This window comes from Halanaerobium sp. ST460_2HS_T2 (assembly GCF_003337665.1).
Classification (GTDB): domain Bacteria; phylum Bacillota; class Halanaerobiia; order Halanaerobiales; family Halanaerobiaceae; genus Halanaerobium; species Halanaerobium kushneri.
Genome location: NZ_QPJF01000020.1, coordinates 47,847 through 72,603, shown reverse-complemented (window position 1 = coordinate 72,603; position 24,757 = coordinate 47,847). Strand labels below are relative to the sequence as shown.

21 protein-coding genes are annotated in these 24,757 nt (G+C 36.0%); all 21 read left to right on the top strand.

What is annotated here, in order from left to right:
• The first annotated feature begins 151 nt into the window (after positions 1-151).
• The 21 genes from nuoE to ppdK all read left to right on the top strand — a co-directional run bounded on the left by nuoE (position 152) and on the right by ppdK (position 24,680).
• Positions 152-634 (top strand): NADH-quinone oxidoreductase subunit NuoE, encoded by a 483-nt coding sequence (nuoE, locus tag DFR80_RS10615; protein ID WP_076544776.1) that lies wholly within the window; start codon positions 152-154, stop codon positions 632-634.
• Position 635: 1 nt separating this feature from the next.
• Positions 636-1,193, top strand: coding sequence for an ATP-binding protein (locus DFR80_RS10610; RefSeq protein ID WP_076544777.1), 558 nt, complete (start codon positions 636-638; stop codon positions 1,191-1,193).
• Positions 1,193-1,561, top strand: coding sequence for a ferredoxin (locus DFR80_RS10605; protein WP_076544778.1), 369 nt, complete (start codon positions 1,193-1,195; stop codon positions 1,559-1,561). The genes DFR80_RS10610 and DFR80_RS10605 overlap by 1 nt, the downstream gene beginning before the upstream one ends.
• A gap of 17 nt (positions 1,562-1,578) precedes the next feature.
• A complete protein-coding gene (nuoF, locus tag DFR80_RS10600; protein ID WP_076544779.1) occupies positions 1,579-3,381 on the top strand; it encodes an NADH-quinone oxidoreductase subunit NuoF in 1,803 nt (600 codons plus the stop codon).
• A gap of 24 nt (positions 3,382-3,405) precedes the next feature.
• Complete coding sequence (locus tag DFR80_RS10595) at positions 3,406-5,127, top strand: NADH-dependent [FeFe] hydrogenase, group A6 (RefSeq protein ID WP_076544780.1); 1,722 nt, start codon at positions 3,406-3,408, stop codon at positions 5,125-5,127.
• Positions 5,128-5,415: 288 nt separating this feature from the next.
• Positions 5,416-6,849 (top strand): N-acetylglucosamine-specific PTS transporter subunit IIBC, encoded by a 1,434-nt coding sequence (nagE, locus tag DFR80_RS10590; protein WP_076544781.1) that lies wholly within the window; start codon positions 5,416-5,418, stop codon positions 6,847-6,849.
• An 88-nt stretch (positions 6,850-6,937) separates the two neighbouring features.
• The gene (locus tag DFR80_RS10585; RefSeq protein WP_114489946.1) at positions 6,938-7,843 is read left to right on the top strand and encodes a haloacid dehalogenase-like hydrolase; all 906 of its coding nucleotides are present in this window, start codon (positions 6,938-6,940) and stop codon (positions 7,841-7,843) included.
• A 304-nt stretch (positions 7,844-8,147) separates the two neighbouring features.
• Entirely contained in the window at positions 8,148-9,011 is an 864-nt protein-coding gene (glcT, locus tag DFR80_RS10580; RefSeq protein WP_076544783.1) for a glucose PTS transporter transcription antiterminator GlcT, read from the top strand.
• A 159-nt stretch (positions 9,012-9,170) separates the two neighbouring features.
• Positions 9,171-10,592 (top strand): PTS transporter subunit EIIC, encoded by a 1,422-nt coding sequence (locus DFR80_RS10575; protein WP_114489945.1) that lies wholly within the window; start codon positions 9,171-9,173, stop codon positions 10,590-10,592.
• A gap of 80 nt (positions 10,593-10,672) precedes the next feature.
• Positions 10,673-11,152 carry a PTS glucose transporter subunit IIA gene (locus DFR80_RS10570; protein ID WP_076544785.1) on the top strand — a complete coding sequence of 160 codons (480 nt, stop codon included), beginning with the start codon at positions 10,673-10,675 and terminating at the stop codon, positions 11,150-11,152.
• A 147-nt stretch (positions 11,153-11,299) separates the two neighbouring features.
• Complete coding sequence (proB, locus tag DFR80_RS10565; RefSeq protein ID WP_076544786.1) at positions 11,300-12,436, top strand: glutamate 5-kinase; 1,137 nt, start codon at positions 11,300-11,302, stop codon at positions 12,434-12,436.
• The gene (locus DFR80_RS10560; RefSeq protein ID WP_114489944.1) at positions 12,426-13,682 is read left to right on the top strand and encodes a glutamate-5-semialdehyde dehydrogenase; all 1,257 of its coding nucleotides are present in this window, start codon (positions 12,426-12,428) and stop codon (positions 13,680-13,682) included. Before proB ends, DFR80_RS10560 begins: the two co-directional genes overlap by 11 nt.
• A gap of 19 nt (positions 13,683-13,701) precedes the next feature.
• Positions 13,702-14,505, top strand: coding sequence for a pyrroline-5-carboxylate reductase (proC, locus tag DFR80_RS10555; RefSeq protein ID WP_114489943.1), 804 nt, complete (start codon positions 13,702-13,704; stop codon positions 14,503-14,505).
• On the top strand, positions 14,506-14,979 hold the full coding sequence (gene tsaE / locus DFR80_RS10550; protein WP_076544789.1) for a tRNA (adenosine(37)-N6)-threonylcarbamoyltransferase complex ATPase subunit type 1 TsaE: 474 nt from the start codon (positions 14,506-14,508) through the stop codon (positions 14,977-14,979).
• Positions 14,973-15,686: a tRNA (adenosine(37)-N6)-threonylcarbamoyltransferase complex dimerization subunit type 1 TsaB gene (gene tsaB / locus DFR80_RS10545; RefSeq protein ID WP_076544790.1), complete on the top strand. Its 714-nt coding sequence runs from the start codon at positions 14,973-14,975 to the stop codon at positions 15,684-15,686. Before tsaE ends, tsaB begins: the two co-directional genes overlap by 7 nt.
• Positions 15,687-15,702: 16 nt before the next feature.
• Positions 15,703-16,740 carry a tRNA (adenosine(37)-N6)-threonylcarbamoyltransferase complex transferase subunit TsaD gene (gene tsaD, locus DFR80_RS10540; RefSeq protein ID WP_233493825.1) on the top strand — a complete coding sequence of 346 codons (1,038 nt, stop codon included), beginning with the start codon at positions 15,703-15,705 and terminating at the stop codon, positions 16,738-16,740.
• 8 nt (positions 16,741-16,748) lie between these two features.
• Complete coding sequence (locus DFR80_RS10535; RefSeq protein ID WP_114489942.1) at positions 16,749-18,092, top strand: radical SAM protein; 1,344 nt, start codon at positions 16,749-16,751, stop codon at positions 18,090-18,092.
• 230 nt (positions 18,093-18,322) lie between these two features.
• Positions 18,323-18,613, top strand: coding sequence for a co-chaperone GroES (locus DFR80_RS10530; protein WP_076544792.1), 291 nt, complete (start codon positions 18,323-18,325; stop codon positions 18,611-18,613).
• Between the two features lie 84 nt (positions 18,614-18,697).
• On the top strand, positions 18,698-20,365 hold the full coding sequence (gene groL, locus DFR80_RS10525; RefSeq protein WP_114489941.1) for a chaperonin GroEL: 1,668 nt from the start codon (positions 18,698-18,700) through the stop codon (positions 20,363-20,365).
• 866 nt (positions 20,366-21,231) lie between these two features.
• Positions 21,232-22,041 (top strand): pyruvate, water dikinase regulatory protein, encoded by an 810-nt coding sequence (locus DFR80_RS10520; protein WP_114489940.1) that lies wholly within the window; start codon positions 21,232-21,234, stop codon positions 22,039-22,041.
• Between the two features lie 14 nt (positions 22,042-22,055).
• Entirely contained in the window at positions 22,056-24,680 is a 2,625-nt protein-coding gene (gene ppdK, locus DFR80_RS10515; protein WP_369862730.1) for a pyruvate, phosphate dikinase, read from the top strand.
• Positions 24,681-24,757: the final 77 nt, after the last annotated feature.

The window sequence follows — 24,757 nt, the reverse complement described above, 5'->3', positions numbered from 1 at the left end:
TGGCTTTGTGGTATTTTTAGTATCTCTAACTATATTATACCATATCTTAAGGAGGAAATCACCAAAAATTTATGTCATGAGCCCTGTCATTTAGGACCTTAGACATTATACAAACGACTAAAAACTTAATTTATCAAGGAGGTAATTATTGATGGCAGAAATGACAGAAGAGAAATTAGCTGAATATTTAGAGCCAGTAAAAGAAATTTTGTCGCGTTATGAAAAAAAAGAAAGATATTTAATTCCAGTTTTACAGGAAGCTCAGGAAGAATATGGATACTTACCGGAAGAGGTAATGAAGGAAATTGCACTGGGTTTAAATCTTTCTTTAAGTCAGGTTTATGGTGTTGTAACCTTTTACAGTCAGTTCCACCAGGAACCTCGAGGTAATAATATAATCCGAGTTTGTATGGGTACAGCCTGTCACGTTAGAGGTGGGGATGGTATCCTGAAAGCAATAAGGGATGAACTGGGCATAGATGCCGGAGAAACTACAGATGACTTAGAATTTACACTTGAGTCTGTAGCCTGTATTGGTGCCTGTGGTCTGGCACCGGTTATAATGATTAATGATGATACTCATGGTCGTTTGACTCCCGAAAAGGTTCCCGAAATTCTGGCAAAGTACCAGTAAAATGAGGGAACTATCTCTTCATATTTTAGATATTATAGAAAATTCCCGAAGAGCAGAAGCTGATTTAATTAAAATAAAGATTGAAGAAAAAAAAGATTCCAATCTACTTAGGATAGTGATCGAAGATAATGGTAATGGAATTGCCCCAGAAAAAATAGAAAAGATTACTGATCCTTTTATCACTTCTCGAACTACAAGAAATGTTGGACTTGGACTTTCTTTATTTAAATCAGCAGCAGAAAGCTGTGCGGGTGACTTTAATATTGAATCTGAAATTAATGAGGGAACTCTGGTAATAGCTGAGTTTAAGTATGATCATATAGATCGAGCGCCATTGGGAGATATAACAACGACAATTAGTAATTTTATTGCTGCAAGTGGTGACCAGGTAGATCTTGTTTATCAGCATTGTTATAACGAAAATAGTTTTAAATTTGACAGCAGAGAAATTAAAGCTGAATTGGAAGATCTTTCAATTCAGTCCCGGCAGATAATTGCCTGGATTAGAGAATATATTGGAGAAAATTTAGCAGAAATTCGCGGAGGTGAAGCTTTTTAATGAAATCTTTAGCTGAGTTAAAAGAGTTGAGAAATAAAGTTCAAAAAGAAATGAAAAAGCGTGATCAGGGAACAAGAGCTGAAATTATAGTTGGTATGGGAACCTGTGGTATTGCAGCAGGTGCCAGAGACATTTTAAAGGCTGTGCTGGCAGAAGTTGAAAAACGTGATCTTGATGTTAGAGTAACTCAGACCGGCTGTATTGGAATGTGTGAAAAAGAGCCTTTAATTGATGTTAAGCTTCCTGGTAAAGAGAGAATTACTTATGGTAATTTAAGTGAAGCTGATGTGCAAAAAATTATTACAGAACATGTAGTCAATGGCAATATAGTTAGTGATTTGGTAATCGCCAGACACAAATCAGAATAATAAGGAGGCACTTGTAAATGAAGGATTCTATTTATCGTTCCCATGTTTTAATTTGTACAGGAACAGGATGTGTATCATCTGGAGCTAAAACTTTGAAAGAATCGTTAGAAGAAGAATTAGCTGCAAATGATTTAAGTGGAGAAATAAAAATTGTAGAAACTGGTTGTCATGGATTTTGTGAAAAAGGGCCAATAATGATAGTTTATCCTGAAGGTGTGTTTTACTGTGAGGTTCAGGCAGAAGATGTGGAAGAAATAGTAGAAGAACATTTATTAAAAGGAAGAACAGTAGAAAGACTGCTTTTTAAAGAGCCAATGACCGAAGAGCAAATTCCTTCCTATCAGGATATAGATTTTTATAAAAAGCAGCAGCGAATTGCACTTGCCAATTGTGGTAAGATTGATCCGGAAGATATTAATGAATATATTGCTCTGGGAGGATATGAAGCAGCAGGTAAAGTTTTAACAGAAATGGAGCCTCAGGAAGTTGTTGATACTATCAAAGATTCTGGTCTTCGTGGCCGTGGTGGTGGTGGATTTCCAACAGGTTTAAAATGGCAGTTTGCCAAAAATTCTGAGAGTGATAAAAAGTATGTTATCTGTAATGCTGATGAAGGAGATCCAGGTGCCTTTATGGACCGCAGTATTTTAGAAGGAGATCCTCACAGAATTATAGAAGGTATGCTGGTTGGTGCCTATGCAATTGGCGCTGATGAGGGATATGTTTACGTTCGAGCTGAATATCCACTGGCAATTAAGAGGCTGGAAAAAGCTATTGAGGATGCCGAAGAATATGGGTTATTAGGAGAAGATATTTTTAGCAGTGGATTTGATTTTAAACTTCATATTAAAAAAGGTGCTGGAGCCTTTGTTTGTGGAGAAGAAACTGCTCTAATGAATTCAATTGAAGGTAAAAGAGGAATGCCTACTCCCAGACCACCTTATCCAGCAGTAAGAGGTTTATGGGGTAAACCAACTAATATCAATAATGTAGAAACCTATGCAAATATTCCCTATATTATTAATGAGGGTGCAGAAAACTTTTCTGCAATTGGTACAGAAGGTAGTTCTGGAACAAAAGTATTTGCTTTAACTGGAAAGATTAATAATACAGGTTTAGTGGAAGTTCCAATGGGGACTACTTTAAGAGAGGTTATTTTCGAAATTGGCGGTGGGCTTGGTAATGGCAAAAAATTCAAAGCCGTACAGACCGGTGGACCGTCTGGTGGATGTCTGCCTGAAGATTATTTAGATTTACCAATTGATTATGATTCACTTTTGGATGCTGGAACCATGATGGGCTCTGGCGGAATGGTAGTTATGGATGAGGACTCCTGTATGGTGGATGTAGCAAGATTTTTCTTAAACTTTACTCAGAGTGAATCCTGTGGTAAATGTACTCCCTGTCGTGAGGGTACAAAAAGAATGTTAGAAATTTTAAACAGAATCACTGACGGTGAGGGTAAAGATGGAGATATTGAATTATTATTAGAATTAGGAGAACATATTAAGAGCACCTCTTTATGTGGTCTTGGTCAGTCTGCTCCCAATCCTGTTTTAAGTACAATTAGATATTTCCGGGATGAGTATGAAGCACATATTCATGATAGTGACTGTCCTGCAGGAGTATGTACGGAATTAGCCAGTGCCTATGTAATTGATGAGGAAGCCTGTATAGGCTGTGGAAAATGCGCTAAAGTTTGTCCTGTAGATGCAATTAGTGGGGAAATTAAGAATCCATTTACTATAGATCCTGAAGTTTGTATAGCCTGTGGAGCCTGTGAGCCAGAATGTCCTGTAGACGCAATTTCACAGGGATAATCTCTTATAATAGGAGGAAAATTAATGAGCAAAGTAAAGTTAACAATAGATAGTCAAACTGTTGAAGTTGAAGAAGATAGTTCACTTTTAGAAGCTGCCAAAGAGATTGGGATTGATATACCTGTACTGTGTTATCATCCTGATTTAAGTTTGCACGGTGCCTGTCGGGTTTGTGTAGTAGAAGATGAGGAAAGTGGCCGTTTATTAGCGTCCTGTGCTACCCCGGTTACAGAGGGAATGAAGATTAATACCCGCAGTATGAAGGCCAGAAAGGCAAGACGTAAAAATGTAGAGTTATTACTTGCAAATCATCCTAATGATTGCCTGGGTTGTGATCGTAATGGTCACTGCGAATTACAGGATCTAACTTATGAACTGGGAATTAGATCTGAAGATGTGGCAAGATTTGCTGGAGAAAAAAGTGAATACGAACTGGATACAACCGGGCCGGCTTTAAAAAGAGATCCAAATAAATGTATTCTCTGTGGTCGCTGTGTTCGTATTTGTGAAGAAGTTCAGGGGGTGTCAGCCTTACAGTTTACTCAGCGTGGTTTTGATTCCATAGTAACTACGGCTTTTGATCTGCCTCAGGCAGAAATTAACTGTGTTAATTGTGGTCAGTGTGCAACTGTTTGTCCAGTAGGAGCAATTACTGAACTGAGTGAAATTGATAAAGTATGGGCAGCATTAGAAGATGATGAAAAACATGTTTTAGTTCAGACTGCGCCATCAGTTCAGGCTACTTTAGGTGAAGAATTTGGTATGGAGCCGGGAACAGTTGTAACAGGTCAGATGGTGGCTGCCTTGAGAAGGCTTGGTTTTGATCAGGTATTTTCAACAGATTTTGCAGCTGATTTAACTATTTTAGAAGAAGGAAATGAATTCTTAAAGAAACTTAATGGAGAAGGAGAATTACCTCATATTACTTCCTGCTGTCCGGGGTGGGTTAAAGGAGCTGAACATAACTTCCCTGATCTTTTAAAACATTTATCATCTGCTAAATCACCAATGCAGATGTTCTCTGCTCTAAGTAAAACTTACTATCCTGAGCAGACCGGAGTTGATCCAGCAACAATTTATACTGTAGCAGTTATGCCCTGTACTGCTAAAAAGTTTGAAAAAGATAGAGAAGAAATTAATGGTTCAGACTTTAAAGATACAGATGCAGTTTTAACTACTCGAGAATTTGCCCGGATGATTAAAGAGATGGGAATTAATTTTAATTCATTACCAGAAGAAGATTTTGATGAATTAATGGGTGAATCAACAGGTGCTGGAACTATTTTTGGTACAACTGGTGGTGTAACTGAGGCTGCAGTTAGAACAGTAAAAGAAAAATTAACAGGTGAGCCTCTAGAAAGATTAAACTTAGGTTTTAGAGGGATAAATCAGGCAGAAGTAAGAATCGGAGACCGCCTGGTTAAAGTTGGAATTGCAAATGGCTTTGCCAATGCTCAAAAACTACTGGAAAGAGTTAGAGCTGGAGAGTGTGAATTAGATTTTATTGAAATAATGGCCTGTCCTCATGGTTGTGTTGGTGGTGGAGGTCAACCTCGACCTGCAACAAATGAAAAGAAAGATAAAAGAGCTCAGGGACTTGCTAATATTGATGACAGCAGTAAAATAAGGAAATCTCATGAGAATCCTCAAATATTAAAGTTATATGAGGAATTTTTAGGGGAACCTTTAGGAGGAGAATCACATCATCTGCTGCACACTAAGTATAAAGCTAGACCAAAAAATTAATAGTTTAAATTAAGTGTTTTATTTAAATTAATAACTTTAAAAATCCGTTCTGGTTAAATTACATCAGAACGGGTTTTTTGCTTATTGATAGCAATTACTGTATCTAATTGATTATCTTGACAACAAAACTTAAGTTGAGTATAATTAAAAGTAGAGTCAATATTCACAAAATTCAAATCTCGGCTAAAATGATATTAAATTATTCGTACTCAGTCGGGGTGTAAGCAGAGGAGGGAATTAACTTAAAGTATCTGAGTGATTTTTAAAATAACAGGGAGGTTGATTTAATTGAAAAAAGTATTTTCTCAATTACAGCGTATTGGTAAATCTCTGATGCTGCCAATCGCAGTCTTGCCTGCAGCTGCTTTACTACTAAGATTAGGTGCAGGGGATGTCTTTGATATTCCATTTGTTATGGCTGCTGGTTCTGCAATTTTTGATAATCTGGCCTTATTATTTGGTATTGGTGTTGCAGTAGGAATTGCTTTTGACAGTTCTGGTTCAGCAGGTCTGGCTGGAGCAGTTGGATATCTTGTAATTACTAATGGTACTCAGGCTATTAATTCTGATATTAATATGGGTGTTTTAGCCGGTATTATAGGTGGACTAACTGCGGGAGCCTTATACAATCGCTATCATGATATTCAATTACCTGATTTTTTAGGTTTCTTTGGTGGCCGCCGTTTTGTTCCAATAGTAACTGGGGCTGCCGGGGTTGTTTTGGCCGGAATATTTGGCTTTATCTGGCCCCCCATTCAGGATGCTATTCAAATGGCTGGACAGTGGATTATTGATGCTGGTGCAATTGGTGTATTTGTATATGGTTTCTTAAACAGGCTATTGATACCTGTTGGTTTGCATCATGTTATTAATAGTTTTATCTGGTTTGTGTTTGGAGAATTTACAACTTCAGCTGGAGAAGTTGTAACTGGAGATTTATCCAGATTTTTTGCCGGAGATCCATCCGCCGGATTCTTTATGTCTGGATTTTTTCCTATTTTTATGTTTGGTCTGCCAGCAGCAGCATTAGCAATGTATCACGCAGCTAAACCGGAAAATAAAAAAGCAGTTTCCGGTATTTTCTTAAGTGTTGCTCTTACTTCATTTTTAACAGGAATTACAGAACCGATTGAATTTTCATTTATGTTTTTAGCTCCTGCTTTATATGTTATTCATGCAGGTCTAACTGGTCTATCTTTAGTCACAACATATATACTGGGAATTAAACACGGTTTTGGATTTTCTGCAGGAGCAATTGATTATTTCTTAAATTATGGACTTGCGACTCGGCCTCTGTTAATAATACCAATTGGTCTGGTGGTTTTTGCCATCTATTATTTCCTTTTCCGTTTTGTAATAGAAAAATTTGATATTGCCACTCCAGGACGTCTTGATGCAGATGTTGATCGAGGAACCGAAATGAGTGTAATGCCCGAAACTCAACAGAAAAAATCAGGAGGGAAAAGTAAATCAAAAAACAAACCAAGAGCTTATATAGAAGCTCTTGGTGGAGAAGATAACATAAAGAAAGTTGAAGCCTGTATTACTCGACTTCGTTTAGAGTTAAGAGATACGGAAAAAATAGATGAGCAGACTTTGCAGCAGCTTGGCGCAACCGGTGTTTTAAAAGCGAATAAGAATAATGCTCAGGTTGTAGTTGGAACAAAGGCGGAAATGATTGCTGATGACATAAATCAGGAATTAAAAGTGATGCGGGAATAAAATAAATTAATTTATTAATTAAAGCCGGAGTCTTTGCTCCGGCTTTAAATCTATAATAACTCAAAATATTTAGAAAGAGGGGATTAAAATGTCCAAACGACTTTTAAGTTCAAATAGTTCCGAGCTTTTAAGTTACAATAAAGAAGAACTGCTGCAGTCTATAAAATTATCAGAAGGTAGAACTATTATCTCAGAGGTTATTGGTGAGGAGTCATTATTTAGAGATGTGAGTAATGCCGAGATAGCAGCAGCTTTTGGAGCAGATATTTTACTTTTAAACTTATTTGATTTAAATAAACCCTATTTTAAAAATATTAAGCAGGGAAGTTCTAAAGAAATAGTAACTACCATAAAAAAATTATGTGGAAGACCTCTGGGTATCAATCTGGAACCAGTAAATAAGGGAGATAATCAGAAGGATGATTTTATAGAATTAAGTTCTGGACGAAAAGCAAGTTTGAAAAATATTGAGCTAGCAGTTAAAGCAGGTTTTAATATGATTACTTTTACCGGCAATCCATCAGTTGGGGTTAGCAATCAGGCAATAATTGAAGCGGTTAAAATAGCAGATCAAAATTTTGGTGACCAGATAATAATAACTGCTGGTAAAATGCATATGGCAGGTATAGATGAGGAATATCTGGCTGCAAAATATATAGATTCATTAATTTCAGCCGGTACAGATATAATTTTACTTCCTGCTGTGGGGACAGTACCCGGAATCGATTTGAATTCATTAAAAGAAATAATAAGATTGGTTCATAACAGAGGGAAATTGGCTTTGACAGCAATTGGTACTTCTCAGGAAAGTTCAGATGCAGAGACAATTAGAGAAATTGCACTAATGAGTAAAATGGCTGGAGCTGATATCCAGCATATTGGTGATGCAGCTTACGGAGGAATAGCGCTACCAGAAAATATACTGACTTTATCCAAGACAATTAGGGGAAAACGTCACAGTTATCGCAGGATGGCTCTATCGATCAATCGTTAAAAAGATAAGTAAAGAGTGTATATATTGTTATCTAATAAATATTTACGAAATCGATTTACTTTTATTTTCAAAAAAACTTGAAAAAGTTCATAAATACTGTTATTATTAAAGAAATGAATAATTTAAAGAGTGTAACTGTTAAATCAGGCATAATCTGGGGAAGGATATCTTAACTTTTTGGAGAGGAAGCTATCTTTTTCTGGATTTTTTTATTAACAGTATAGCTAAAAGATAGAAATTGTTTTTGTGTTTTAGGTTTACCATTTTTATTTTACCGATGTCCTGCAATTTTGAGGAGGTTTTTATGGCTGCAGTTGAGAAACTTAAAATAAAAAAGATCTTTAATAATAATGTAATTCTGGCAGAAGAAATTTCTTCAAAAAGAGAGCTTATCTTAATCGGTAGAGGGATCGGGTTTTCCAGAAAAACTGGTGATGATTTTTTGAAATCAGAACTTGAAATTGATAAAGAATTTGCCCCAATTGAAGGAGAAAAAAGAGAAAATTATATTCAACTGTTAGAAGAAATAGATAGTCAGGTTATTGGAATAACTGAGGAAATAATTGCAATGGTCAGCTCTAAATTAAATGAAGAGCTGGATCAGCATATCAGAATTGGTCTGGCTGATCATATTGCTTTTTCTCTAAAAAGAATTAAAGATGGGATAGAAGTCACCAATCCTTTTTTAGCTGAAACAAGGACATTATATAATCAGGAATACAGACTGGCGGAAAAAGCAGTGCAAATGATTGCTAATAGATTTGAGCTGGATATTCCTGAAAGCGAAGTCGGATTTATTACTCTGCATATTCATGGAGCCAGAAATGAAAGAGGAGTTTCTAAAACTTTAAAAAACACCTCTTTAATTAAAGAGCTGGTAACAGAGGTAGAAAATGAACTGGGTCAAAAATTAAGTTATGAAAGTCTCAATTATGCTAGATTAGTTAACCATCTCCGTTTTGCACTTGAAAGAATAGAAACTGATGTCTCAAATCCCAATCCACTTTTAAAAAATATTAAGGAAAATTTTGATTTTTCCTTTAAAGTTGCTGTAAAACTTGCTAAAATAATAGAAGACAAGTTTAATTGTCAGGTACCGGAAAGTGAAAAAGGATATCTGGCTCTGCATTTGCATCGATTAAAAAGAGATTTAAATAACTCTCAATAGATATTAATAATTTAACTGGCGTGTTACTGTTCAATCAGGCAAAAGCCGATTAGATACTGAGACCATTTTATTGGTTTCGGACTATCTGATCGGCTTTTTTGCTTTTATATATATTTCATCTATAATACTTATAATTTTAAAAGGGAGGAAATTTTTTTAATGAAAGGTTTTAAGAAATTACAAAAAATAGGTAAGGCACTAATGACACCAGTTTCTGTTTTGCCTGCTGCAGGTATTTTAGTTGCTTTAGGTAGAATGCTTCAGGAACAGAATGGTCTGGCTGTTGATATTGGAGAGGTAATGTTTAGTAGTGGAATTGCAATTTTTGAGCATTTACCACTGATTTTTGCTCTGGGCGTGGCTATAGGTTTTGCTGGAGATGCTGTAGCAGCTCTTGCAGCTGGAGTAGGATTTACAGTTTATGCCAAAGTGCTCACTGTTATGGCTGGAATAATTAATATTTCCGAAAGAACGGGTGGCAGTATTGAGGCAATTAATACAGGAGTTTTTGGTGGTATAGTTGTGGGAGTTATTGCTGCACAAATGTATAAAAAGTTTCATAGTACTGAGCTGCCTCCATATCTAGGATTTTTTGCCGGGAAAAGATTGGTTCCAATAGTAACTGCGGCAGGTTCTGTGCTGGCAGGAGTTGCTCTATCTTTTGTCTGGCCCCCAATTCAGATTCAAATTAATCAATTTGCCCGTTTTGCAATGAATTCCCCAATAGGGCCAGCATTATATGCTGCTGGTAAGAGAGCTTTAATACCTGTTGGTTTACATCATGTTTATTATCCACCTTTTTTATATGAATTTGGACGTTATACTACAGAAGCAGGCCAGGTATTAAGAGGAGAAACAGCCAGATTTTTTGCAGGTGATCCAACTGCCGGACGCTTTATGGCAGCTGAGTTTCCGTTAATGTTATTTGCGCTTCCAGCAGCCTGTCTGGCAATGTATTTGAGAGCTAAAAATAAAGTTAAAGTTGCTGGTATGCTAACAACTGCTGCTATAACTTCATTTTTGACAGGAATAACTGAACCAATTGAGTTTTCATTTATTTTTGTAGCGCCACCTCTTTACTTATTTCATGTTGTTGGAGGTTTTATTTCTGGACTTTTAACCAATTTCTTTGATATTAGAATTGGTTATACTTTTTCTGCCAGTGCAATTGATTATGTTTTAAGTTTATCAAATCTGGGAAATCCAATGATGTTTTGGCTGGTTGTTGGACCAATAATGGCAGTTTTATATTTTACTGTTTTTTATTTTACAATTCCTCTGTTCAACTTTGAGACACCCGGTCGTGGCAGTGATGCAGTCGAATCAGAAGATGCTGCTCCTATGGACAAGGATCAGCGAGCTGCAGATGTGCTGGCTGCTCTGGGAGGTAGTAAAAATTTAGAAAGTGTAGATGCCTGCATTACCAGACTAAGACTTGAAGTCGTTGATAATTCTAATATTGATGAGAAGAAGCTAAAACAATTAGGAGCGTCAGGTGTTATGAAATCCGGCAGCAGTGTGCAGGTTGTATTTGGCCCTGAATCGGATGCATTAAAGGATAAAATAAAAAGAATAATGTAAAAAAATAGATTTTAATTAATTTAAGTACTATTGTAAAAGTAAAAGGAACTGTATTATAATAAATTAGAGGAGGAGATTAAATGTTTAATATTTTTAAGAAAAAAGAGGAATATTTAGCAGCACCATTTGCAGGGGAAGTTAGTGATTTACAGCAAGTACCTGATGATGCCTTTGCCCAGAAAATGCTAGGAGATGGTTTTGCCATTACTCCAGAAGAAAACGTTGTTAAAGCTCCCTGTGCTGGAGAGATTGTTCAGATTTTTTCTACAGGACATGCAGTAGGAATAAAAACTAAAAAGGGTCTGGAAGTTCTGGTTCATATTGGTATAGATACAGTTAAATTGGATGGAGAAGGTTTTAAAAAACTTGTAAAAAATGGTGACAAAGTTGATGTTGGTACTCCATTAATTGAAGTAGATTTAGATTTTATTAAAGAAAATGCTCCTTCGATTTCTACTCCTGTTATTATTACCAACATGGAAAAGGTTAAAAATATGGAAATTCTCAAAAAAGAAAAAGTTGAAGCTGGTACAAAAGTATTAAAAATTGAACTTGCTTAACTTAATCTTTAAAGTAAATAAATATATTAATGGGGATAGCTGTTTTGTTATGCAGTTATCCCCTTTTTATCTTTAATTAAATTTGATATAATAAATTAAGATGTTTTTTAATATTTAAATTCTGATCAGAGACAGGATGATTTAATAATGAAATTTAAAAGAATTGTAGTTAAAGTAGGAAGTAGTAGTTTAACAAATCAGAATGGAAAATTAAATTTTACCCAGCTGGATGCTTTGAGCCGGCAGCTGGTTGATCTTAAAAACCAGGGCAGAGAAATGATACTGGTTAGTTCGGGAGCAGTCGCAGCTGGTATGGGAGAGCTTGGTTATGCAAAAAAACCGGGGTCTATTCCTGAACAGCAGGCCTGTGCAGCTGTAGGACAGGGGCTTCTCGTGGGTATCTATAATAAATTTTTTAGAGAATATGGTGCGAATTCTGCTCAAATTTTGCTAACTTCAAGTGATCTGGAGAACAGAAATCGTTACCTGAATGCCTTTAATACTCTAAAGACTTTAATTGATCATGGCGTAATTCCTGTAATTAACGAAAATGACACTGTTGTTACAAATGAGATAAAGGTTGGAGACAATGATACTCTGGCAGCAAGAGTAGCCGGGCTGGTAGAAGCAGATTTACTAATTAATTTATCTGATGTTGATGGTCTCTATAATGGTGATCCGGCTGATAATAGAGATAATATCCAACTTATTTCTAAAGTTGAAAATATAACAACTGAAATAGAAAAAATGGCTGGAGGTAAGGGCAGTGCAGTGGGCACGGGAGGTATGGAAACAAAAATTGAAGCTGCAAAAATTGCTGTCAACTCTGGGGTGCAAATGATAATTGGATCTGGCAAAGAAAAAAACTCTCTTTTAAAGATTGTTGAAATGGCGGAGAATAGTCAGTTTAATCTTGGAACTACATTTCTGACTGCTGAGGAAAGATTATCCAAAAGAAAACAGTGGTTAAATTTTAATTTACCACCTCTTGGGAAAATTGTGGTTGATCGTGGAGCAGCAGAAGCTCTGGTCAAAAGAGGCAAAAGTTTACTTCCGGGTGGGATTATTGAAGTTGAGGGGGAGTTTAATAGTGGTGATCCAGTAACTATCAGTGACGGAAACCGGGCAATTGGAAAAGGTATTGTTAACTATAATTCTGATGAAATTAAAAGAATTAAAGGTTCCCATTCAAATGAAATAGAAAAAATTCTTGGATATTTTAATAAAAGTGAGGTTATTCATAGGGACAACATGGTTATAGGAGGAGATAAAAATGAGTATTAGAGAAGAATTAATTTCACAGGCAGATTCCGCAAAAAAAGCAGCCAGAAAGCTGGCTCAGGCAGGAAGCAGCGAGAAAAATAAGGCTTTACAGATGATTGCTGATAAGCTGCTGGAGAGACAGGCTGAGATTTTAGAAATCAATGAAAAAGATATGCAAAAGGGTAGAGAGAATGGTTTAAGTAGAGCTTTACTTGATCGACTTAAGTTAACAGAAGCAAGAATTAAAGGGATGGCCCAGGGGTTAAGAGAAGTAGCTGCTCAGGAAGATCCAATTGGAGAAGTTCCCGGTATGTGGAAAAGACCAAACGGACTGCAAATAGGTAAAATTAGGGTCCCCCTAGGTGTGATTGGTATTATTTATGAGGCAAGACCAAATGTTACAGTCGATGTAGCCGGTCTTTGTCTAAAGTCAGGAAATACGGTTATTTTACGTGGGGGTTCAAATGCCTTTAATTCCAACCAAATCTTAACTAACATTATTCAGGATGGTTTAAGGGAAGCTGCCCTGCCTAAAGAAGCTGTTCAGCTGATATCAACTACAGATCGGAAAGCAGTAGATATTCTATTTACCCTAAATGATTATTTAGATGTTTTAATTCCCCGTGGAGGAGCTGGATTAATTCAAAAGGTTGTTAACGAATCTAAGGTGCCTGTAATCGAAACAGGGGTAGGTAACTGCCATGTTTATGTAAATAAAGATGCGGATTTAACCAAGGCTAAAAAAATTGTTTTTAATGCTAAATATTCCAGGCCTGCTGTTTGTAATGCAGCAGAAAGTTTGCTGGTTGACCAAAAAGTTGCAGAGGAATTTTTACCAGAGATGGCCCGGATCTTTGCTGAAAGTGATGTAGAATTAAGAGGATGTGAGCAGACTCAAAAAATTGTTCCTGGTGTTACACCGGCTACTGAAGAAGATTATGCGACCGAGTTTTTAGACTATATAATGTCAGTTAAAGTTGTAGCAGATTATGAGGAAGCTGTGGAACACATTTACCAGTACGGAACCAAACATTCGGAAGCAATAGTTACAGAAAATTATACTAAAGCCAGAGCATTTTTAGATGATATTGATGCAGCGGCAGTTTATGTAAATGCCTCAACTCGTTTTACTGATGGTGGTCAATTTGGGCTGGGGGCTGAAACAGGAATTAGTACTCAAAAACTGCATGCAAGAGGACCAATGGGCCTGAAAGAATTAACAACTACTAAGTATATTATTATGGGAAGTGGACAGATTAGAGAGTAAGCTGGAGGAGGACTTATAAATGAAATTAGCAATTATTGGTCTGGGGAATATGGGTAAGGCTATTTTAAATGGAATTTTAAAACAGAAGCTGATAAAACCTGAAAATATTATAGCAGCAGATAAAAAATTTGCTGATCCGGATTTTGAAAATTCAGATGAATATGCCAGTGTAACTGTTACCGCTGATAACTGTCTTGCTGCTCAAGAAGCTGACTATATTATTCTGGCAGTAAAACCTCAGATCATTAATTTGGTTCTGGAAGATATCAAAAAAGTGGCGGCAGCCAAGGTTGTTATTTCAATTGCAGCTGGAGTAAAAACAGAACTGTTAGCAAAATATTTTGGTTCCAGAGCTAAAATTGTACGGGTAATGCCAAATACTCCAGCTTTAGTTGCTGCAGGAATGAGTGCAATTTACTACAGTCCAGCTGTGGAAGCAGACGAAAAAGCATTTGTAGATCAAATATTTAACTCTCTGGGGAAAACAGTTAAGGTTAAGGAAAGTGAAATGGATGCAGTTACCGGTCTAAGTGGTAGTGGACCGGCATTTGTCTATATTTTTATAGAGGCACTGTCTGATGCAGGGGTTTTAAAAGGTCTTGATCGGAAAAAGGCCCTTAAACTTGCAGCTCAGACGGTTAAGGGAGGGGCAGAAATGGTATTAAGTTCAGGTAAACATCCTGCTGAACTTAAAGATATGGTCTGTTCTCCTGCAGGTACTACAATTACTGGAGTAGCCACCCTGGAAGAACAGGGATTTAGATCTTCTGTAGTTCAGGCTGTTAAAACAGCAGCAGAGCGTTCAGAGGAGCTGGGAAAATAAATGGATAATAGTAGTTATTCAATTATTACCAATTCACCAGCAGAAACTGCAAAATTTGGCCGGGACCTGGCCCAATTTCTTGAGGTGCCTGCCCTAATTTTACTTAAAGGTGAGCTTGGTACCGGTAAGACTTTAATTATTAAAGCAGCAGCTGCTGCTTCTGGTTATCAGGGGAATGTAACAAGCCCAACTTTTAATCTGATTCAGGAATATTCCGGTGAGCAGGAGATTATTCATATGGATCTTTATCGCCTTGATAGAACAGAAGAGCTTTTAGAAATTGGATTTGAAGACTATTTAACTAGAGAAGCTTTAATTTTTATTGAATGGCCGGAACTTGCACTTCCACTGCTGCCGGCTGACTTTCTTTTTATAAATATAGAAAAAATATCTGCTCAAAAGCGAAAGATTACTGTTTATGCTGAAGGAAAACGAAGTAGTTTATTAATAGAAAGGTTGAATCAAAAATGTTAACTCTGGCAATTGATACTTCAACAGATAATTTGGGACTTGCTCTAATGGAATCTGGGCAGCTCAGAGGAGAATATAATTTAAGTTTAAAGAGGCAGCACAGCGAAAAATTGCTACCTTTGATAGAACAGATTTTTGAGCTCTTGGGAATTCAGCCCCGGGAACTTAACGGGGTTGCTGTAGCAACAGGTCCTGGTTCTTTTACAGGTCTTAGAATAGGTATTACTACAGCAAAATTACTGGGAAGAATATTTTCTATACCTGTAAAAGGTATATCGACTCTTGAAATCATGGCAGCCGGAATAGCTGAACCTTATTTATTACCTCTAATTGATGCCCGAAGAAAAAGAGTTTATTGTTCTTTTTATCAAAATTTACGGACTGCAAACGACAATTTTTTAAAAGAAATTTATCAACCTACAGCTATCAGTATTGCCGAATTACCAGAATTACTTAGTAATTATAAAGAAAAAGAAATTACATTAATTGGCGAAAAGAAGAAAGAAGTTAGGCGAGTTTTAGAAGCCAATGCATTTTCAACCAGACTTGCTGAGGCTGAATCTGATCTACCAAGGGCTGCAGTTTTAGCAAGGTTGGGAGAAAATTATTTTAAGACGGGACAGAGAGATGATATTTATCAGCTTAAACCCGCTTATTTAAAAAAACCACAGGCAGAAATTAACTGGCAGCAGAAATATGGAAATAATTAATATGGGAGTGGGAAAGTTGAAGTTTAGAGATAAATTAAAAGATGAAAGTGAAGACATTTATATACTTGCTCTTGAGAGTTCCTGTGATGAGACAGCGGCAGCAGTAAATAAAAATGGACTGAAAGTTTTGGCAAATGTTGTTTCTTCTCAGGTTGATCTTCATAAAAAATTTGGGGGGGTTGTACCGGAAATTGCCTCCCGTAAACATCTTGAGTTGCTGCTGCCTGTAATTGATCAGGCATTAGCAGAAGCAGGAATTGATTTTGAAGATTTAGATGCAGTAGCATCTACTTCTGGTCCAGGTCTAGTTGGAGGGCTTTTAGTTACTCTGACTGCTGCCAAGACAATTTCCCTGGCTTTAAATATTCCTTTAATAGGGGTTAATCATATTGCTGGACATATTTATGCTAATTTTATCGCCAATCCAGAAATAAAAAAACCACTTTTGTGTCTTACTATTTCTGGTGGACATACAGATCTGTTATATTTTGAGGATTTAAGAGGTTATAAAATTCTTGGGAGAACTGTTGATGATGCCGCAGGAGAAGCCTTTGATAAAATCTCCCGATTTCTCGGTCTGGGTTATCCCGGAGGACCGGCAATAGAAAAAGCAGCTCGAGCTGGAAATGAGATGGCAGTTGATTTTCCAAGAGCTGATTTAGGAGACAGTTATAATTTCAGTTTTAGTGGTTTAAAAACTGCGGTAATGAATTATGTTAATAATGAAGAACAGCGGGGCAATGAGCTAAAAATAAATGATTTAGCAGCCAGCTTTCAAAAAGCAGTAGTAGACAGTTTAACCGCAAATTTACTGCAGGCGGTAGAGAAATATGATGTAGAGAGTGTTGTTTTATCAGGTGGAGTTGCCGCAAATCAGAGGCTTAGAAGTTATATTGAGGAAAAATTAGAGGAAAATAATTTAAAACTTTACTATCCTCCTTTAGAATTATGTACTGATAATGCAGCTATGATTGGTGCAGTGGCATATTATCAGTATCTTGAGCGTGATTTTGCACCTTTAAGTATTAGTGCTGATCCCTCTTTAAAATTGTAGGTGATTAAATGAAAAAAAGATCTAAAGAAGAAATTTTATATAAAACAGTAAAAGAAGATAATATTCTTCCTATAACATCTATCTGCAAATTGAACTGTATTTTTTGCAGTCATAAAAACAATCCCCCCCAGGTTGAAACTTATAGCTTTGGACATCTGGATAAAGCACTAATCAAAAATATGATTGAATTTTTGAATCCGGAGAAACCAGTTTTTATTGGTGAGTCAGCCAGTAAAATTATCGAAGGTGAACCTTTTGTTTATCCAGAAATATATCAAATCTTAGAATATCTGCGTCAGCGATGGCCAGAGATTGAAATTAAAATTACAACTAGCGCTTCATTTCTAGAGCTTGAGAGATTAGAATACCTAAAGAATTTAGAACCATTGGAATTAAATATCTCGCTAAATGGTCCCGCTCCTGAGGAACGGGTTTTTTTAATGAATGATTCGCGTCCAAATAATGTTTTTAAAATTATTCCTGAACTAAAAAGAATGGAGTTTAATTTTTCTGCAAGTATTGTTTCCATGCACCATCTTAAAGGTTTTGATTATTTAAAAAGAAGCTTTGATTTTTTGGAAAAATACCAACCACGGACTTTGCGAGTGTTTATGGCTGGTTTTAGTAATTATGCAGATTCTGAGATTATTTCTGCTGCAGATGATTATCAGCAATTAAATCAGTTCATTAACTCAATCAAAAATGAATATTCATACCCAATTCTTGTTGAGCCTCAGCTATTGAATGATTTTAAAGCTGAAATAAATGATATTATAAAAGATTCTCCTGCAAAAGTAGATTTACAGCCGGGCGATATAATAAAAAAAATAAATCAAAATACTGTTGAAAGCAGAGTTGATGCTTTTTATCAAATTAAAACTGCCAGTAATCCTGAAATAATATTCAAACGTGATCAAAAAACTAAAAAAATAATTCTTAAAAAAAAGAAAAACGAAGATTCTGGATTAATCATGTCCTATGATTTGAGTAGAAAAGAAAAGAAAAGTTTAGAAGCTTATGCAGCTGAAAGTTCAAAAAACCAAAATGGAATCACAGTGATTTTAGCTTCAGAGGCGGGTTATAATCTCATATTTAGTTTAATTAAGAAATATTTAATAGATAATAAAAATTTAAAATTACTAAAAGTAAAAAATTGTTTTTTTGGAGCTTCAATTATTGCAGCCGGCCTTTTAACTAATTCTGATTTAATTAGCAGTCTCAATTTGATCGAAGAAAAGATCGAAAAAATCATTTTACCAGAGATTATTTATGATTATTATGGTAATGACCTGCTGGGAAACCATTACAGTCAGCTGGAAGAGAAATTTAGGGCAGAGGTGGTTTTAATTTAAATAATGTAAGATATGAAGACATCCTTATAAAATATTTGTTAATCAGAGAATAAATGATTTAATTTGATTTAATTGCAATTAATGAGCTTTGTTAACCTTTTAAAACCAAATAGAGGATTTGATTTTCCTAACTGTCTTAGATATTATATTTACAGTGCTTATTAGCACTCACCTCAAATGAGTGCTAATTATTATAAAAGAATATAATATTAGAAGGGGGTTATTTTTTAATGAGTATTAAACCACTAGATAACAGAGTTGCAGTAAAATTTGTCAAAGATGAAGGTGAAGAGAAAACTAAGGGAGGAATTGTACTTCCTGATACAGCCAAAAAAGACGAAAAGCCACAGCAGGGTGAAATAGTTGCTGTAGGTAAAAATATTGCACCAGAAGGCGAAGAAGCAGAAGTAGCTGTTGGTGACACAGTAGTTTTTGATAAATATGCTGGAACAAAAGTTGAAATTGATAGTGAAGAATATATTATTCTTGCAATAGAAGATATTTTAGCAGTTATTAACTAAATTAAAAATTATCTCTATTCAATTTGATAATTTATAAAATTACTTTCAAAAATAACTCAGATTAATTATACAGGAGGGATTTAGATGCCAAAACAGTTAAAATTCGGCGAAGACGCACGCCGCAAATTAGAAACAGGAGTTTCTCGTTTAGCAAATGCAGTTAAAGTAACACTTGGACCCAAAGGACGTAATGTACTTTTAGAAAAGAGCTTTGGTTCTCCTACTATCACAAATGATGGTGTTAGTATTGCCAAGGAAATTGAATTAAAAGATCGTTATGAAAATATGGGTGCTCAGGCAGTAAAAGAAGTAGCTACTAAAACTAATGATGTTGCTGGTGATGGTACAACAACTGCAACAGTATTAGCAGAAGCTATGTTAAAAGAAGGATTTAAAAATGTAGCTGCTGGTGCAAATCCAATGCTGATCAAAAGAGGTATTCAAAAAGCAGTAGAAAAATTAACTGATGAGATTGCTTCAGTTGCCAGACCTGTAGAAGGTAAAGAAGCTGTATCCCAGATTGCTTCTATTTCTGCCGGTAATGATGATGAGATTGGTAACTTAATTGCAGAGGCAATGGAAAAAGTTGGACAGGATGGAGTTATCTCTGTAGAAGAGTCTAAAAGTATGGGAACTTCCTTAGATGTTGTAGAAGGTATGCAATTTGATCGTGGTTACTTATCTCCTTATATGGTAACTGATACTGATACAATGGAAGCCTCTTTAGAAGATCCATATATCTTAATTACTGATAAGAAAATTTCCAGTATTCAGGATATTTTACCATTATTAGAGCAGGTTGCTCAGTCAGGCAAGAGTTTAATGATTATTTCTGAAGAAGTTGAAGGGGAAGCACTTGCTACTTTAGTGGTAAATAAAATTCGTGGAACCTTTAATTGTGTAGCTGTAAAAGCACCTGGATTTGGTGACCGCCGCAAAGCTATGTTAGAAGATATTGCTGTTCTAACAGGTGGTACTTTAATTACTGAAGATCTTGGTCTAAAGCTTGAAAATGCAAGCATTAATGACTTAGGTCAGGCACATAAAGTAACAATTACCAAAGATGATACTACAATTGTCGAAGGTAACGGAGACAAGGAAAAGATTCAGGATAGAATTTCTCAATTAAGAAAGCAGATTGAAACTACTACTTCTGATTTTGATAAAGAAAAATTACAGGAAAGATTAGCTAAATTAGCCGGTGGTGTTGCAGTAATTCAGGTTGGTGCAGCAACCGAAACCGAGCTTAAAGAAAAGCAGCATAGAATTGAGGATGCATTATCTGCTACCAGAGCAGCTGTAGAAGAAGGTTTAGTTGCTGGTGGAGGTACAACCTACCTTAAGGTAATGGCTGCCCTTGAAAGCTTAAACTTAGAAGGTGACGAGGGTACTGGAGTTGATATTGTTCGTAAAGCTCTAGAAGCTCCAATTAAGCAGATTGCTAATAATGCAGGTCACGAAGGATCTGTAGTTGTAGAAAGAGTTAAGGAAAAGGATGAAGGAATCGGCTTTGATGCCATGAAAGGCGAATATGTAGATATGATTAAAGCTGGTATCATTGATCCTGCTAAAGTTACACGTTCTGCTCTTCAAAATGCAGCAAGTGCTGCTTCCATGCTTTTAACCACTGAATGTCTAGTTGCTGATAATAGCGACGATGATGATGACGGAAATGGTGGCGGAATGCCCGGTGGCATGCCCGGAGGAATGGGCGGCATGGGTGGCATGGGTGGCATGGGCGGTATGATGTAAGCCCGATAACCACTCAGACTCATTAACTTAATATTTAAATTCAAGGATGCTTCCTCTTTAACTAGAGGTTGCATCCTTTTTTTACTTTGCAGACTCGATGTCCTAATAATATGACGCACTCAATGTGCTAACACAAATCTAACAATTTGTTTATTAAAGCAAGATTTGTGCCTCGACCATGCGTCTTAAAAAAGAAGAGAAGTGTGACGGACTCGATGTCCTAATACTAACCTAACAATGCGTCTTAGAAAGGGAGGTTAGTGAGACGGACTCGATGTCCTAATACTAACTCGACCATGCGTCTTAAAAAAGAAGAGAAGTGTGACGGACTCGATGTCCTAATACTAACTCGACCATGCGTCTTAAAAAAGAAGAGAAGTGTGACGGACTCGATGTCCTAATACTAACTCGACCATGCGTCTTAAAAAAGAAGAGAAGTGTGACGGACTCGATGTCCTAATACTAACTCGACCATGCGTCTTAAAAAAGAAGAGAAGTGTGACGGACTCGATGTCCTAATACTAACTCGACCATGCGTCTTAAAAAAGAAGAGTTAGTGAAAATTTTTCTGCTTTTAAAAAAGGATTTTTTTGACGAATAGAGAATAAATATTATAAGAGAAAACAATTTAGCTATGAAAGTTTAAATTAAAGTTTTATTTTAATATTAACTAATTTAATTAATGCTGAATAAACAAAATAATATTGCTGAAAAACATCCAATTAAAATACTTTATTTTAAATTTTCATAATTTTTTGCGAAAAGTAAAGGGTTATTTTGCAAAAAATAGAAATAAAATACAGGTGGTGATATATAAAAAGAGATATATAATAATTGTAAAAAAGTCTGTAGGATAAGGTGATTATATGATAAAAAATTTCTTAGTCTATGTATTATCTGATTCAGTAGGAGATACTGCAGAACAGGTGGCAAGAGCTTCGGCAGAACAGTATAAAGACTCAGATTATGAAATTAAGAAATATCCCTATGTAGAAAGCAAAACCAAAATTGATAGTATTATGGAAAGCTTGAATTCCGAAAATTCAATCTTTGTTTATACCATCGTTAATAAGGAGATATCTGAATATCTGCGACAGAAATGTGAAGAAAAAAAAGTTCCTTACATTGATGTAATGGCTCCCTGTTTGAATACTTTTACCGACTTTTTGGGACAAGAACCGGTGAGAGAATCAGGTGTTATTCGCAAACTTGATGAGGATTATTTCAAAAGGGTAGAAGCAGTGGAATTTGCTGTTAAATATGATGATGGTAAAGATCCACGGGGTATTTTGAAAGCAGATATTGTTTTAATTGGGGTTTCACGATCATCAAAAACTCCCTTAAGTATGTATCTGGCTCATAAAAACTATAAAGTGGTTAATATTCCACTTGTAAAGGGATCAAAAGTACCAGATGAATTGTTTGAAGTTCCACGCAGAAAAATAATTGGATTGATGATTGATCCTTCAGATTTAATAGAAATAAGAAGAGAGAGAATAAGGGTTTTAGGACTTGATAATAGTGTGGATTATGTATCAATAGAAAAAATTTACGAGGAGTTGGAATACGCTGAAAAGATAATGAGAAAAGTTGGTTGTCCTGTAATTGATATGACTAAAAAGGCTGTCGAAGAAGCTGCTAATTTAGTCATTGATATCATAAATGATCTTAACTAACAAAAGGAGGGGTTTTGTTGAAGAAATATGTATATGGCTTTGAAGAAGGTAAAAAAGAAATGAAGTCACTGTTGGGTGGTAAAGGTGCCAATCTTGCTGAGATGAGTAAAATTGGTCTGCCAGTGCCTCCAGGATTTACAATCACTACAGAAGCCTGTATTCACTATATTGAAATTGGTGAAAAGTTGGAAGATAGTCTCAAAGAAAGTATTTTCGAACACTTAAAAGACTTAGAAAAGAAAATTGGTAAAGATTTCGGTGATGTAAATGATCCTCTCTTAGTTTCGGTTAGGTCTGGAGCAGTTATCTCTATGCCAGGTATGATGGACACAATTTTAAATCTTGGTTTAAATGATAAGAGTGTTGAAGGACTTGCTAAAAAGACCTCCAATCCTCGCTTTGCTTATGATAGTTACAGACGTTTAATTCAGATGTTTGGTAATGTTGTACTGGGAATACCTGGTTATGAATTTGATAATTATCTAGAAAGAAAAAAAGAGAAAAAAGGCTATGACAATGATACTGATTTAACTGTTGATGATTTGAAAGATATAATAAAAGATTTTAAAGCTTTAATAAAAAATAGAAAAGACATAGAATTCCCACAAAAACCAGAAGAACAACTATTAATGGCTGTTAAAGCTGTGTTTAGTTCCTGGAATAATAACCGTGCTATTTCTTACAGAAATCATAATGATATACCTCATGATTTAGGTACTGCAGTAAATGTGCAAACTATGGTTTTTGGTAACATAGGTGAAAATTCTGGTACAGGTGTTGCTTTTACTAGAAACCCTGCAACTGGAGAAAACAAAGTGTTTGGCGAATTTCTGCTTAATGCACAGGGGGAAGATGTTGTTGCAGGTATCAGAACTCCAAAAGATATCAGTGAACTTAATAATTTAATGCCTGATGTTTATGACGAATTTATTGAGGTAACTGAGACTTTAGAGCAGCACTATAAAGATATGCAGGATATTGAATTTACAATTCAGGAAGGAGATTTATTCCTGCTTCAAACCAGAACCGGTAAAAGAACTGCAGATGCAGCAGTCAATATTGCAGTTGACATGGAAGAAGAAGATTTAATTGATAAAGAAACTGCTGTAATGCGAATCGATCCCGAGGATATAAGCCAGTTATTACATCCAAACTTTAAAGAAGAAGAGCTGGAAAAAGCAGATCTGTTGGCAAAAGGATTGGCAGCATCTCCTGGTGCAGCAACAGGTAAAGTTTACTTTAACTCAGAAGATGCAGCAGAAGCAGCAGCAGATGGAGAGGATGTAATTCTAGTTCGTAAAGAAACTTCACCAGAAGATATTGAAGGAATGGTTAAGTCCAATGGTATTTTAACATCACGTGGTGGTATGACATCTCATGCGGCAGTTGTTGCACGTGGAATGGGAAAATGCTGTGTTGCTGGTGCTGGAGATATTCAAGTTGATGAAAGCTCCAGACAGTTTTTTGTTGATGATCGTGTGTTTAATGAAGGAGATTATATATCATTAAATGGTAGTACTGGGGAAGTTTATGCAGGAATTGTTGAAACTACAGATGCTAATTTAACAGATAATTTTAGAATGCTGATGGAATGGTCTGATGAATATCGCGAGATGGGAGTTTATACTAATGCTGATACTCCTCATGATGCAGAAGTAGCTGTTGATTTTGGGGCAGAAGGTATTGGACTCTGTCGTACAGAGCACATGTTCTTTGATAGTGAAAGGATCATTTCTGTTCGAGAAATGATAGTTGCTGACAGTAAAAAGAAACGTAAAAAAGCTCTGGATAAGCTGTTCCCCTATCAAAAAGATGATTTTAAAGGAATCTTTAAAGTTATGCAGGATAAGACTGTAACAGTAAGGCTTTTAGATCCCCCATTACATGAATTCCTGCCTCAGAATGATAGAGATATTAAAAATCTTGCTGAACAACTTAGTATACCTGTTGATGAGTTAAAACGAATCATTGGTGAATTAGAAGAGATGAACCCAATGCTCGGTCACCGCGGCTGTCGTCTTGGTATTACCTATCCTGAAATTTATAAAATGCAGGTTAAAGCAATAATGTCTGCCGCTCTGGAAGTTAAAGAAGAGGAAGGTTATGATGTTAAAGCAGATATTATGATTCCTCTTGTTGGTACAGCCAAAGAATTAGAAATATTAAGAGAAGATGCTGTTGAAGTTGCAGAAGAACTTCTGGAAAATTCAAGTGTCAAAGTCAATTACAGTGTAGGTACTATGATTGAAATTCCAAGAGCAGCTTTAACTGCAGATAAAGTTGCAGAACATGCTGATTTCTTCTCCTTTGGTACTAATGACCTAACTCAGATGACTTATGGTTTCTCTCGTGATGATGCTGGTAAGTTTATTAGTAAATATCTAGATCAAGAGATATTTGCCAAGGATCCTTTCCAGGTCTTAGATCAGGAAGGTGTAGGTCAACTTGTCGAAAAAGCTTCCGAGCTGGGACGTAAAACAAAACCAGAACTGAAACTTGGAATCTGTGGTGAACATGGTGGAGAACCTTCTTCAATTGAGTTCTGCCATAAAACCGGCTTAAACTATGTATCCTGTTCACCTTATCGGGTTCCAATAGCTCGATTGGCTGCGGCCCAGGCTGCATTAAAAAATGATTAATTAATATCACAGACTCTAATTTTAAGGTTAGATATTAGATAAAAGAAAACTCCTTCCTGTTCAATTCCTTTTAACAG

What these genes read in the sequence shown, in the direction of transcription:
- nuoE (WP_076544776.1), top strand. Translation starts at nt 152, where the DNA reads ATGGCAGAAATGACAGAAGAGAAATTAGCTGAATATTTAGAGCCAGTA.
- DFR80_RS10610 (WP_076544777.1), top strand. Translation starts at nt 636, where the DNA reads ATGAGGGAACTATCTCTTCATATTTTAGATATTATAGAAAATTCCCGA.
- DFR80_RS10605 (WP_076544778.1), top strand. Translation starts at nt 1,193, where the DNA reads ATGAAATCTTTAGCTGAGTTAAAAGAGTTGAGAAATAAAGTTCAAAAA.
- nuoF (WP_076544779.1), top strand. Translation starts at nt 1,579, where the DNA reads ATGAAGGATTCTATTTATCGTTCCCATGTTTTAATTTGTACAGGAACA.
- DFR80_RS10595 (WP_076544780.1), top strand. Translation starts at nt 3,406, where the DNA reads ATGAGCAAAGTAAAGTTAACAATAGATAGTCAAACTGTTGAAGTTGAA.
- DFR80_RS10585 (WP_114489946.1), top strand. Translation starts at nt 6,938, where the DNA reads ATGTCCAAACGACTTTTAAGTTCAAATAGTTCCGAGCTTTTAAGTTAC.
- glcT (WP_076544783.1), top strand. Translation starts at nt 8,148, where the DNA reads ATGGCTGCAGTTGAGAAACTTAAAATAAAAAAGATCTTTAATAATAAT.
- DFR80_RS10575 (WP_114489945.1), top strand. Translation starts at nt 9,171, where the DNA reads ATGAAAGGTTTTAAGAAATTACAAAAAATAGGTAAGGCACTAATGACA.
- DFR80_RS10570 (WP_076544785.1), top strand. Translation starts at nt 10,673, where the DNA reads ATGTTTAATATTTTTAAGAAAAAAGAGGAATATTTAGCAGCACCATTT.
- proB (WP_076544786.1), top strand. Translation starts at nt 11,300, where the DNA reads ATGAAATTTAAAAGAATTGTAGTTAAAGTAGGAAGTAGTAGTTTAACA.
- DFR80_RS10560 (WP_114489944.1), top strand. Translation starts at nt 12,426, where the DNA reads ATGAGTATTAGAGAAGAATTAATTTCACAGGCAGATTCCGCAAAAAAA.
- proC (WP_114489943.1), top strand. Translation starts at nt 13,702, where the DNA reads ATGAAATTAGCAATTATTGGTCTGGGGAATATGGGTAAGGCTATTTTA.
- tsaE (WP_076544789.1), top strand. Translation starts at nt 14,506, where the DNA reads ATGGATAATAGTAGTTATTCAATTATTACCAATTCACCAGCAGAAACT.
- tsaB (WP_076544790.1), top strand. Translation starts at nt 14,973, where the DNA reads ATGTTAACTCTGGCAATTGATACTTCAACAGATAATTTGGGACTTGCT.
- DFR80_RS10535 (WP_114489942.1), top strand. Translation starts at nt 16,749, where the DNA reads ATGAAAAAAAGATCTAAAGAAGAAATTTTATATAAAACAGTAAAAGAA.
- DFR80_RS10530 (WP_076544792.1), top strand. Translation starts at nt 18,323, where the DNA reads ATGAGTATTAAACCACTAGATAACAGAGTTGCAGTAAAATTTGTCAAA.
- groL (WP_114489941.1), top strand. Translation starts at nt 18,698, where the DNA reads ATGCCAAAACAGTTAAAATTCGGCGAAGACGCACGCCGCAAATTAGAA.
- DFR80_RS10520 (WP_114489940.1), top strand. Translation starts at nt 21,232, where the DNA reads ATGATAAAAAATTTCTTAGTCTATGTATTATCTGATTCAGTAGGAGAT.